Annotated in this window: 13 protein-coding genes and 1 other annotated feature; of the genes, 2 read left to right on the forward strand and 11 right to left on the reverse strand. The window is 26.2% G+C overall.

All coding sequences use genetic code 11. The features are described 5' to 3' along the window. The 5 genes from ABHC41_RS12890 to bioB all read right to left on the reverse strand — a co-directional run. The coding region (locus ABHC41_RS12890; protein WP_347553580.1) for a 6-carboxyhexanoate--CoA ligase at positions 1–309 on the reverse strand (309 nt) is incomplete at its 3' end. A 140-nt stretch (positions 310–449) separates the two neighbouring features. Further along, on the reverse strand, positions 450–989 hold the full coding sequence (locus tag ABHC41_RS12895; RefSeq protein ID WP_271892822.1) for a hypothetical protein: 540 nt from the start codon (positions 987–989) through the stop codon (positions 450–452). A 1-nt stretch (position 990) separates the two neighbouring features. Further along, complete coding sequence (gene bioA, locus ABHC41_RS12900) at positions 991–2,367, reverse strand: adenosylmethionine--8-amino-7-oxononanoate transaminase (RefSeq protein WP_330678009.1); 1,377 nt, start codon at positions 2,365–2,367, stop codon at positions 991–993. A 49-nt stretch (positions 2,368–2,416) separates the two neighbouring features. Beyond that, entirely contained in the window at positions 2,417–3,148 is a 732-nt protein-coding gene (bioD, locus tag ABHC41_RS12905) for a dethiobiotin synthase (protein ID WP_271892820.1), read from the reverse strand. Beyond that, positions 3,135–4,085 (reverse strand): biotin synthase BioB, encoded by a 951-nt coding sequence (gene bioB, locus ABHC41_RS12910; protein ID WP_240275873.1) that lies wholly within the window; start codon positions 4,083–4,085, stop codon positions 3,135–3,137. Before bioB ends, bioD begins: the two co-directional genes overlap by 14 nt. A gap of 182 nt (positions 4,086–4,267) precedes the next feature. Next, positions 4,268–4,560, forward strand: a binding site (T-box leader). 153 nt (positions 4,561–4,713) lie between these two features. Between bioB and ABHC41_RS12915 the strand changes: the two genes are divergently transcribed. Next, on the forward strand, positions 4,714–5,253 hold the full coding sequence (locus tag ABHC41_RS12915) for a tryptophan transporter (RefSeq protein ID WP_195929097.1): 540 nt from the start codon (positions 4,714–4,716) through the stop codon (positions 5,251–5,253). A 312-nt stretch (positions 5,254–5,565) separates the two neighbouring features. On the opposite strand, the gene rocF is transcribed toward ABHC41_RS12915, so the two are convergent. The 4 genes from rocF to ABHC41_RS12935 form a co-directional block, all read right to left on the reverse strand. Beyond that, positions 5,566–6,474 (reverse strand): arginase, encoded by a 909-nt coding sequence (gene rocF, locus ABHC41_RS12920; protein WP_240275874.1) that lies wholly within the window; start codon positions 6,472–6,474, stop codon positions 5,566–5,568. Positions 6,475–6,728: 254 nt separating this feature from the next. Then, the gene (locus tag ABHC41_RS12925) at positions 6,729–7,679 is read right to left on the reverse strand and encodes an aminotransferase class IV (RefSeq protein WP_271892816.1); all 951 of its coding nucleotides are present in this window, start codon (positions 7,677–7,679) and stop codon (positions 6,729–6,731) included. A 153-nt stretch (positions 7,680–7,832) separates the two neighbouring features. Then, positions 7,833–8,096, reverse strand: a complete 264-nt coding sequence (locus ABHC41_RS12930) for a Mor transcription activator family protein (protein ID WP_092926106.1) — start codon at positions 8,094–8,096, stop codon at positions 7,833–7,835. A 413-nt stretch (positions 8,097–8,509) separates the two neighbouring features. After that, positions 8,510–9,181: a YkgJ family cysteine cluster protein gene (locus tag ABHC41_RS12935; RefSeq protein WP_271892813.1), complete on the reverse strand. Its 672-nt coding sequence runs from the start codon at positions 9,179–9,181 to the stop codon at positions 8,510–8,512. A gap of 379 nt (positions 9,182–9,560) precedes the next feature. Between ABHC41_RS12935 and ABHC41_RS12940 the strand changes: the two genes are divergently transcribed. Further along, positions 9,561–11,159, forward strand: a complete 1,599-nt coding sequence (locus ABHC41_RS12940) for a peptide chain release factor 3 (RefSeq protein WP_271892811.1) — start codon at positions 9,561–9,563, stop codon at positions 11,157–11,159. Positions 11,160–11,369: 210 nt separating this feature from the next. Here the strand turns inward: ABHC41_RS12940 and ABHC41_RS12945 are convergent, their stop codons facing one another. Together ABHC41_RS12945 and ABHC41_RS12950 are read right to left on the reverse strand one after the other, a co-directional pair. After that, positions 11,370–11,654 (reverse strand): hypothetical protein, encoded by a 285-nt coding sequence (locus ABHC41_RS12945; RefSeq protein ID WP_271892809.1) that lies wholly within the window; start codon positions 11,652–11,654, stop codon positions 11,370–11,372. A 24-nt stretch (positions 11,655–11,678) separates the two neighbouring features. Beyond that, positions 11,679–12,089, reverse strand: coding sequence for a hypothetical protein (locus ABHC41_RS12950; RefSeq protein ID WP_271892807.1), 411 nt, complete (start codon positions 12,087–12,089; stop codon positions 11,679–11,681). Between the last annotated feature and the right edge of the window lie 24 nt (positions 12,090–12,113).

The following is a 12,113-nucleotide window of genomic DNA, read 5'->3' on the forward strand; positions in this document are numbered from 1 at the left end:
AATATATATAGCATTTTTACTATTTATGTTTAATTTTAATAAAGTATTATATAAAAACTCATAGCTTTCTTTTTTATTTTTAGTATTTAAAGTTGTAACATTAAGTGGATCTATATATTTTATTTCTTCTTTTTTAACCTCTTCTATTTTTATATTAATAAAATCACTTTTTCCTTTTGAATGAGTTAATGCTCTTTTTATTAAAACACCAACTGCATTTTGTAAATCTTTTTCACTTACTATACTTTCAGCTCCAGATATATGATTATGCTCTTTTGACCCTCTCATCTTTATACTATATAAATTCATTTGTTATCATCCTTTATATGATTTTAGAGTTATAATTAAAATGCTATATTCAGATAAAATATTAATTCTGAATATAGCATTTTATATTTTTAAACTATTTTAGTTTATGATTTACTAATTTCTAATTTATTTTTATAGGTTTATACTAATTCTTCTTTAATATTTACTACTGTATTTTCTTTTTTATCATACTTTTTTATAAATGACTTATAAGGTGTTACTTTTACTATTTTTTCTATTATTTTATATACAAAATATGAAGACAATAATGTATAAATCATACCAGGTAGTGCCGATAAAAGTAATACTTTAAATGGTGTACCTGTAATGATTACCATTACTACTCTACCTACTGCTGTACCTACTATACCTGCTGTTGATACTACTATTGTATTGCTACCTAAAATACCTATTAGTGAACCTGCTACTATTCTAAATATCATAGCTACTATTACATTTAAAATTGTATGAGTTCCCATAATAAGGTTTATCATACTAGCTATTATTCCTGCACTTATATATCTTTTAAATCCAAAAGTAGAACATATACCTATAGCAATTGGTGCTGACATTTGAAATTCTGTTCCTGGTATAATTCCTGGTAATTTAAAGGTTCCTGATATTGCTATTATTACTGATAATAATGCTACTAGTGTTATTTCTCTAGTTTTATTGTTCATATTATATCTCCTTATCAATAACTGGATTTTCCTTAAAGTATTTTATTATACTATCTCTAGCTACTTCTACCATAAAGTCTATTTCTTCTTTGCTTATAACATATGGTGGCATAAAGTATATTATATTTCCTAAAGCTCTAAGTAAAACTCCCTTTTCTAAGGCATTTTGATATATGTTGTACCCTACTCTTTTTTCACTTTCAAATGGCTCTTTAGTATCTTTATTTTTAACTAATTCTATAGCACCTATCATACCTATTTGTCTGTACTCACCAACATATGGTATATCATTTAATACACTTTCCACCTTTTTTCTTAAATAATCACTTTTATCTTTATTTTTATCTAATACATTCTCTTCTTCAAATATTTTTAAGGTCTCAACTGCTACACTACATCCTAGTGCATTTCCTGAATAACTATGACTGTGTAAAAATGCCTTCATTGTATTATATTCATCATAAAAAGCATTATATATTTTGTTACTCATTAAAACTAATGATAGTGGCATATAACCTGCTGTAAGTCCTTTTGATAAACACATTATATCTGGTGAAATATCACTATGCTCGCAAGCAAACATTTTACCAGTACGCCCAAAACCTACTGCTATTTCATCAGCTATTAGATTTATATCATACTTATCGCATAATTTTCTTAGATGAACTAAATACTTAGGTGAATATATCTTCATTCCTGCCGCACATTGAACTATAGGTTCTACTATTATTGCACTTACTTCTTCATGAATTTCTTTTATAGTATTTTCCATATTTATAAAACACTCTGCATTACAGGTGTCTCTATTTTTATCAAACTTACATCTAAAACAATCTGGTCCTTCTACTTTTACAGTATCAATTAACATTGGTTTATATATTTTACTGTATAAATCCATATCAGAAACTGCTAAAGCTCCTGTTGTTTCTCCATGATAAGCATCACTAATTTTTACAAACTTTGTTTTTTTGCACTTTCCTATTTGTTGATGATATTGAAAGCTTAACTTTAAAGATATCTCTATAGCTGAAGATCCATTGTCTCCAAAAAATACTTTATCTAATCTATCTGGAGTTATATTTATAATTTTTTCACATAGATTTATTGCTGGTTTATGGCTAAAATTTGCAAATATGGTATGTTCTAAAGTGTTTGCTTGATTGTATAAAGCCTTATTTATTCTTTCGTTTGAGTGACCAAATAAATTTACCCACCAAGATGAAACTGCATCTAAATATTTTTTTCCATTTACATCTTCTAAAAATACTCCTTTACCTTTTTCTATTACTATAGGTTTAAAAGTTTCATAGTCCTTCATCTGAGAGCAAGGATGCCATATATATTTTAAATCTTTTTCTTGAAGTTTTTTCATACTCATACTTTTTCTCCCTTACTTTTATAAAAATCATCTATGTTTAATACAATTTTTACTCAAACAATGAAAGTATATTTTCTAAATCAAGTTTGTCGTATTCTTTACATATACTTTCTTTATTAAACTCTTTAATTTTATTTAAAATACCTAGTACCTTAAGGTTGGTTATTTTTTCTATCATTTTTATATTGTCATCTTCATAAAACTGATTATTGTAATTATTTATAAATATTCCTCTACATTTTATATTCTTAGACTTTAAAAACTCATAGGTTAATACACTATGGTTTATAGTTCCAACAGATGCATTTGCTACTATTACTACATCCATATTTAAGTCTTTTATAAGGTCATATAAAAAATAATCATTAGTTATTGGAACAACTATACCTCCAGCACCTTCAACTACAACATAATCATATGTTTTTAAAAGTTTGTTATAATGATTTATTATGTTTTCTTTATTTATATATACATTTTCTATATTACACGCTAAATGAGGTGATACCTCTGTTTTTAAACAGTAAGTATTCATAGTATTGTAATCTATATCTAAGTCACAAATATCTCTTATATATTTAATATCTGGCGGTATTATTTTTATATTTTCTTCTATACCTCCACTTTGTATTGGCTTATATGTTATTACATTTTTATTATGTTTTTTTAATTTATAAGTTATAGCTCCACTTACAAAAGTCTTTCCTATGTCTGTGTTAGTTCCTATTACAAATATACCTTTTCCCATATTTATCATCCAATCTTTTAAATTATCTAACTTCAAATCCTAATTTTTCTATCATTTTTATATCATCAGCTATGCTATTTCCACAAGTTGTCAATAAATCACCACTTATAGTAGCATTAGCACCACATTTAAAAGCTAATTCTCCATAGTTTGTTAGTAAATTTCTACCACCTGCTAATCTTATTTGGGCACTTGGGTTTATAAATCTATATATAGCTACCATCTTTAAAAAGTCTTCTTCCTCAATAGATTTACTATCTATTTTTGTTCCTTTTATATAATCTAGTGCATTAAGTGGTATCGACTTTATCCCTAAATCTCTAATCTCAAAAGCCATATCAATTCTATCTATTTCACTTTCTCCAAGACCAAATATACCTCCACTACAAACTTCTAGTCCTACACTTTGTGCGTCTTTTATAGTTTTTATTTTTTCCTCATAAGTGTGTGTTGTGCATATATTGTCAAAGTAATTTCTTGATGTTTCTAAATTATTATGATATCTTTTGACACCAGCTTTTTTAAGTTTTCTTAAATCTTCTTTACTAAGTAAACCATGTGATGCGCATGTTTTTATGTCTACATATTTGTTTATAGCCTTATAGGAGTTTACTATTTTATCTATTTCTATATTGCTTAATTTTTTTCCTGATGTTACTATTGAATATCTTTTTATACCTCTATCTTTATGATATTTTGCATCTTCTACAAAGTAGTCTGTATCTTTTAATGGGTAAACTTCTATATCTGTAGTATGATAAGATGACTGTGCACAGAACTTACAGTCTTCACTACATTTTCCACTTTTACCATTAACTATTGAGCAAATATCAAATTCATTTTGTAAAAAATATTCTCTTATTTCATTTGCAAACTTTCCTAAACTTTCAAAGTCATAGTCTAATAGTTTTATTGCTTCTTTTCTATTTATTAAATATCCATTTTTTATTTTATTTGTCATTTCATATAACATTTTGTATTCTCCTTTTATTACCTGGTACTAATTATATAGTAGTTTACTTTTCCATTTACGTCAACCTATTTTTTATTTTAGGTTTACATTAAATATATTTCTTATATAACTTATTTTTTTTACATAATTATTTTTTCATATTGACAAATTTTAAAATTATTAATATCATAATATAAATAAATATTAATCCATTGATAAGGGGTAGTAGTTAAGTTTAGGTTCGTTATAGAGAGCTAGGGACGGTGGAATCTTAGCATGAAAAAACTTAATGAATGGGCCTTTGAGGAGTAAAGGGAAATCTATTTAGAGAGTACTATTTACCGTGTCCTTCACGTTATAGAAGGTAGAGTATGTTAGTACTTGATTTAAGAGGCATTTTTATATTTAGTGTTATGTTAAATATATTTATATTTGATATCACACTGTATATAAATTGCAATTTAGGTGGCATCGCGGAGAAAACTTCGTCCTATTTATTTAGGACGGAGTTTTTTTATTTTATAAAATAAAATTTTATATACAAATACATTTAAGGAGGTGATTTCTATGGTATGAAAGATTGATTGTGATAATAACACTCATTGGTTAGATTTTATTAAAATATCAAAATTTAGGAGGTTTTTCGTTTATGAAAACAAAAAAAATAACAACAAATTCAATACTTTTAGCTATAGGTTTAATACTTCATCAAATCACCCCTACTTTAGGTTTACCTATGCAACCTGATTTTGCACTCGCTATGTTATTTATAGTAATGATGCTTAATAAAGATGATTATAAAACTTGTGTAATATCTGCAATTGTCACTGGAATATTTACAGCTTTAACTACAAAGTTTCCAGGTGGTCAAATACCAAATTTATTAGATAAAGTTATAACTGCTAATTTTATATATTTACTAATGTTTATGTTTTATAAAATAAAGCTTTTAGATAAATTTCTTAAAAGTAAAAAAGAAAGTGTATTAGCTATGATTATACTACCTTTTGGCACTTTAGTTAGTGGTACAATATTTTTAATCTCTGCTAAAGCTATCGTAGGACTTCCTGCTCCATTTTTACCTTTATTTTTAACAGTAGTACTACCTACTTGTATTATAAACTTATTTGTGGGTATATTTTTATATAATATTGTCAATTTATCTTTAAAAAGAAGTTTTAGAGCTTAAAATAAACAATAAATAAAGCTACCTATAATTTAGCTAATATTAGGTAGCTTTATTTATTATTTATACACTTATTTATCTTTTTTATCTAATTCTTCTCTTAACTTCTCCTCTGTCAAAACATAAGCATTTTCAATTATCTTATTGCAGAACCTGCAACTATATTCGGCTCCACCTCAACAAGTTTTTACTTGTAGTCTGTTTTTACAGTAAGGACAATAATATGCTTTTGTCATATCTTCACCCCTTACTATACTATTGCATCTATCTACAAATCGTTCTTATTTATAACTTATATATCTGTAATTATTTTATTTATTTTAACTTTTTAATTAAGTTAGATGTATATTCTAATAAGTTCGTACATATATTAAGAGTTTCATCGTTTTCATCTAATATTGGATTAAATTCTACAAAATCCATAGATTTAACAAGTCCACTACTTATAAGTTCTTTTAATATAAGTTTTGTATCCTCTATGCTATATCCATCACTAACTCTTGTTCCTGTTCCTTTAACTATATCTTTATCCATAAAATCTATATCTAAACTTATATGGATTGCATCTACATTTTGTTTTTTACATTTTTCAATTATTTCATGTATTATCTTTTCAATTCCTAATTTATTAATTTTAGTTTTGTCATACATACTAACTTTAGTATTGTCTAACAATTTTCTCTCCTCTATATCTATATCTCTTCCACCTATATGAAATACATTCTCTTCATGTAGTTTAGTTTTATGCCTATATAGGTTTACTAATCTTTCATCTCCATAACCACATAAGAAAGCTAAAGGCATACCATGAGAATTTTTACTTTCTGATATTATTTCTGTGTTAAAGTCTCCATGTGCATCTATCCAAACTACACCTAAATTTTTAAAGTATGAACTTGCACCTGATATACTTCCTAATGCTATACTATGATCCCCACCTATTATAATTGGAAAATCTTTATTATTTAAAGATGTATATACCATGTGTGCTAAATTTAGATTAACATTATATATGCTATTATAGTACTTTATATTTTTATCGCTTAAAAACTTATCTTCCTCTCTAATATCTTCTACATAGATATCTCCCATATCATATATACTTAGTTTATTTTTTTTCATTATGTTTACTATATTAGCTTCTCTAAGCTTTTTAGGCCCGTATTGAGCTCCATTTCTGTCACATCCATGATTTGTAGGTACACCTATTAAATTTACATTCATAAAAAATCCCCCTTGTAGAAATTACTTATTATAGTTAAAAATCTACCTTTACTAGTAATTATTTTATGATGCATTTTTTAAGTTATTCTTAAGCTATTTTTATTAATTACTATTTAGCTTGTCCTTTTATCTTCTTATTTTTTAATAATAATCTAAATCCATCCATGTTATATAAAAATAGAGAGCTAGTTTTTAGCTCCCTATTTTTATATTATAATATTTATAAACTACATCAAAGTTTAATAGTATTCTAATTAAACTTTAATGACCCAATCTTTTGGTCCTTGTATATCTTTATATTGTATTCCTCTTAATATATCATAAAGTTCATTAGTAATAGGTCCAATCTTATTCTTTTGCACTATATACTCTTTATCTTCATATATAATACTTTTTATAGGCTTTATCATATATTTAGTAGAACAAGTTCCAATTTCACAAAAGTTATCTATTTCTTCTAAATATATATCTCTTTCTTCTACCTTCATATTTAAATAGTTTTTAGCAATATACATAAGGGAATTTTTAGTTATACTAGGTAGTCCTGATGAAGATTTTAAACTTACAAACACATCATTTTTAGTTATAACAAAAAGATTTATATTATTTATGTCTGCAAGTTTGTTATTTTTATTTATATATATAAGTTCTTTATCTTTTAAGCTTTTAGTGCTATTACTGACTTCATCTATTCTTTTCCTATCTTTGGTTATTATAATATTTGAAAGATTCATAGGTGTAGGTCCTACTGGCGTTACATATATAGAAAATATGTATTCTTTTGGTATTTTAAGGTTTGATTGGTTTGATATTTCACTTATAAATGGTCTTATATATAAGCTAGCTTTACTATCATATGGTGGTACAAATCTTTCATTAGCTCTCACTACATCTTTTAATGCTTTTATAAACTTTTCTTTTGGTATATTTGGGATTAATAGCTTTTCACAATTTCTATTTAATCTCACTATATTTTCATAAGGTCTAAATAAGTATATATCTCCATCTTTACTTCTATATGCTTTTAGTCCTTCGAAATACTGTTTTATATAATCTACATCTAATTTTTTTTCATCTATACTTAGTATATTTTGTTTTACTTTACCTTCATCCCAATCATTAGCTATATATCTAGATATATAACTATAATCTGTTTCTCTATATTTAAATCCTAGGTTTTTCCAGTCTAAATCAGCATACTCCATAGATTATCCCCCCTAGTTTTATATTTAATTATATATATGTTATTATTTTATTTTTAATACGAAACATATAAATTATAATCTATATATTCCTACCAGGAAATTTTTATATTTTAAGTTTACAAGTAAAGAGGAACGAAACGTTCCTCTTTGTATTTAATATGTTATATTTGAATTGATGATATTTCTAACTTGTACTTCACTTATACCAAACTTTCTCGATAGCTCTTTATAGTTACCATTAAAAGATTTTCTAATTATCTTATTTCTAATAGGTTTTAATACACTATTTTCACTAGGTATATAAACACTACTTCCACCAGCTAATTTTATAAGTTCCTTAACATTATCAAGTCCTATTACTTCTTCAATATCAATTAAAGACTCTGGTAAATCTTCTTTAGTTAAATACTTAAGCATAATATCCCTCCATATAATAAATATAGATTGTAATACTTATAATTATTTTACCACCTATATATACCTATATAAACGTTATTTATTCTGCTTATTTCAACATAATATTTATTTTAATCATATTCTCTATGCTTCACTATTATATTCAATTATGTCTAGCTACATATTAATATACGTTCTATAATAATTTTAGGAAAATCAAAAGATGAAAACTTATCTTTCAATAATAATAATTAAAAGTATTTTAAAAAAATTAAGCTCCTAACTAACGCTAAAAGCTTGATTTCTTATTTTATTATAGGACTATATTTTAAATTATTTAATTATTCAATACTTAGTCTTATTTTTAAAACTATAGTATTAATATATAATGGTTACTTTGCTATTTATACTTCTTTATTTTTTCTATACTCTTTTTAAATAACACCTAATCTATTTTTTATATTAGGTAAATTTTTTGTAAATACAAAGTAAAAATTCTCTCCTTCATCTATCTTAATACGATAAAATTCATCTAGTAAAATTTCATTTATTTCTTTTATTTCACTCTCATCTCTTACAAACTTTAAACGGAAAGTTAATGCCTTAATAAATTTATGCCACTCTAAAATAAATTTCTTATTTTCATCATAGTTTTCAATTCCTACCCATTTTTTAACCTTAACATCTTTTAAATTTTCTTTAGGGCAATTTCCTACCTGTAAAAAGTACTTAAAATCATCATCTTTGTACACTCTTCCAAGAGGGAATAAACGACAAATATTTGGACGTTTAGCATGAATAGTACATCGCCCTTCTTCGTTTAAAAAGCTACATCTTTTCTTATTATCATCTTGCATATTTAAATATGGTAATAAAATTTTGTTGTTTTCACGTAATTTAATTTTGTTTCCTAGTAATTCATCAAATCCTACACCTAAATAATTCACAATTTCATATATATCAAAAGGTGTAAGCACTACTAGTTCTCCAACATCACAACAACAATCACTACATCCATCGCAACCACATGTATCTGCTTTTACTGTGTCTTCAATGTCATATAATTTTCCATCTGATATTTCTTCTAGTATATTTATTCGTTTCATATATTTCTCATCCTCATTTATTATTTAGATTTTATTAAATTTCAAATAAGATATTACCATACTAAGAATATTCTTACAACTTATCATCATCCTACATTATATAGTCTAGTTTTTATATAAAAAAATCCTCTTAATCTTAAAGAGGACTTTGTGTTATACAGTAAAATAGTAAAACTATTTTCATAATATTTTCACAAAGAAATCATTACAGTATGTAGCATTTAGTTGCTTTCTATATTGACAGTTTTTAAATAAAGTTATAATATCAAAAAGACTGTAGTTTTTTATAGTACATAGAAAATTATGTTCATTTTAAAACTATTAAGTATAACTTTTTATATTTATATAATCATAAAATTAAAATAAAGGATGATAAAAAATGACACAACAAAATTTAAACTTGATTGACGAGGTTAAAAGAAGAAGAACCTTTGCAATCATTTCCCATCCCGATGCAGGAAAGACTACATTAACTGAAAAGTTTCTATTATATGGTGGTGCCATTCGTGAAGCAGGATCAGTTAAATCAAGAAGATCTCAAAAACATGCAGTATCTGACTGGATGGAAATTGAAAAACAAAGAGGTATATCAGTTGCATCAAGTGTTCTTCAATTTGAATATAATAACTTTTGCATAAATATTCTTGATACTCCTGGGCATCAAGATTTCAGTGAAGACACTTATAGAACTCTTATGGCAGCAGACTGTGCAGTAATGGTTATTGACTCTGCTAAAGGTGTTGAGGATCAGACAAAGAAATTATTCCATGTTTGTAAAATGAGAGGAATTCCAATATTCACTTTCATCAATAAAATGGACCGTCAAGGAAAGGATCCATTCGAGCTACTTGAAGATATTGAAAATGTTTTAGGAATTCGTTCTTGTCCAGTAAACTGGCCAATTGGTTCTGGTAAAGAATTTAAAGGTGTGTTTAATCGTCATAAAAATCAAGTTGAATTATTTGATGATGGTAACCATGGACAATCTATTGCTAATTCTATAACTGGAGATGTATCTGATGAAAAATTTAATACTTTATTAGGTGATGCTCTTCATTCAAAATTACTAGAAGATATTGAACTTTTAGATATTGCTGGAGATAATTTTGACTTAGATAAAATATTAAATGGTGAATTAACTCCTGTGTTCTTCGGAAGTGCCCTTACTAACTTTGGTGTAGAACCATTCTTAGAATCGTTCCTAGAAATAACACCACCACCAACTCCTCGTAGTAGTAATTTAGGTGATATTGACCCTAGTTCGGATAACTTCTCAGGATTTATATTTAAAATTCAAGCCAATATGGATAAATCTCATAGAGATAGAATTGCATTCCTTAGAATTTGCTCTGGTAAATTTGAAAAAGGTATGACAGTAAATCATGTACAAAGAAAGAAAAAGATAAAACTTTCTCAACCTCAACAGTTTGTAGCACAAGACCGTGTTATAATAGATACAGCTTACCCAGGTGACATTATAGGTATACATGACCCAGGAATATTTAATATTGGTGATACATTAAGTGAAAAGCAATCAAATTTACAATACAGTGGTATACCACAATTTGCGCCTGAATATTTTGCAAGAGTATCTACAAAAAATGCTCTTAAGAGAAAGCAGTTCGTAAAGGGTATTACACAGTTATCAGAAGAAGGTGCTATACAGGTATTCAAACAACCTAATTCTGGTATGGAAGAACTTATTATAGGTGTAGTTGGAGTTTTACAATTTGAAGTTTTAGAATATCGTCTAAAACAAGAATATGGTGTTGAGATGCTAATGAATTCACTACCTTATCGCTATGTACGTTGGATTGAAAATGATCTTTCCAAATATGGTAAGCTTTCAATGCCAATGGATACATTATTAGTTGAGGATAAAAATAGCAACCCAGTAGTGTTATTCCAAAATGAATGGTCTATTAGAACTCTAATTGAGAGAAATGAAAATATAGTTTTAAAAGAAACTTCTTTATAAAAAACGACCTAAAATAGGTCACCTCAAAAAAACTGTTCATAAAAATGTTTCTCTATTTTTATGAACAGTTTGAATTATATTATCGATACGCCAGCATATATCATTGGCTAAATTAAATATATTTATAAAATCATATGTTTTATTGAACATAATAAAATCACCTAGATTAGATGCTTAATTATTTATTTAATGTACTTTTTTATTTATTGGTTACTTTTTATTTTTTAAAAATGTTGGTTTTAGCAGTAATTGACCAACTATGATACTAGTGCACATAGTTATACCCCATGGTGCTGTATTGGAAAGATTTCCTGGTAAACTTATAAATATAGGTTCCATTAATAAAATTCCTCCAAGTAACATCATTCCAAAACCTAGATAAGAAAGTAATCCATATCCTTTTATGTACTTTCCATCTCTATAATTTATTGCAAGAAAATAAACCCCTGTAACTAATATTAAAATCCCCACAACAACTAAAACCCATAATATCATAACTAAATCCCTTCCTATGTAAAACTATATTTCTTGTAGCATAAGTTCTTTATTTACTTTATCTACGAAGTTATATAATTCTCCATTTCTTATTGCTTTATCAGTTCCTTTGCCATCTTTTATAACAACGGTTTGAACTACATCATTAAATCCTATTGTTATCCAATACTTCTTTTCATGAATAACTTTTTCCCATGTAGAATTTATAAATTTTCCTTTATCATTTCGTACTTCAGATGTAACTAGCTTCCAATTTTGTGTATTAAATTTTTTTATTTCCTCTATTATATTTTTGGGTATATTCCTTTCAATGCATCTATTCATACAATGTGTTGTAAAGCTTAATGTATGTGTATCTTTCATCTTAAAATTTACTCTTTCAAATAAAGAAACTGGTCCAAAATCTATATGGAATCTGCTTTTTTCAAACTTCATAATCTATCCTTCCTTGGTATTAGT

Origin of the sequence: Romboutsia sp. 1001216sp1 (assembly GCF_039841805.1) — a bacterium.
GTDB classification, from domain to species: domain Bacteria; phylum Bacillota; class Clostridia; order Peptostreptococcales; family Peptostreptococcaceae; genus Romboutsia_C; species Romboutsia_C hominis.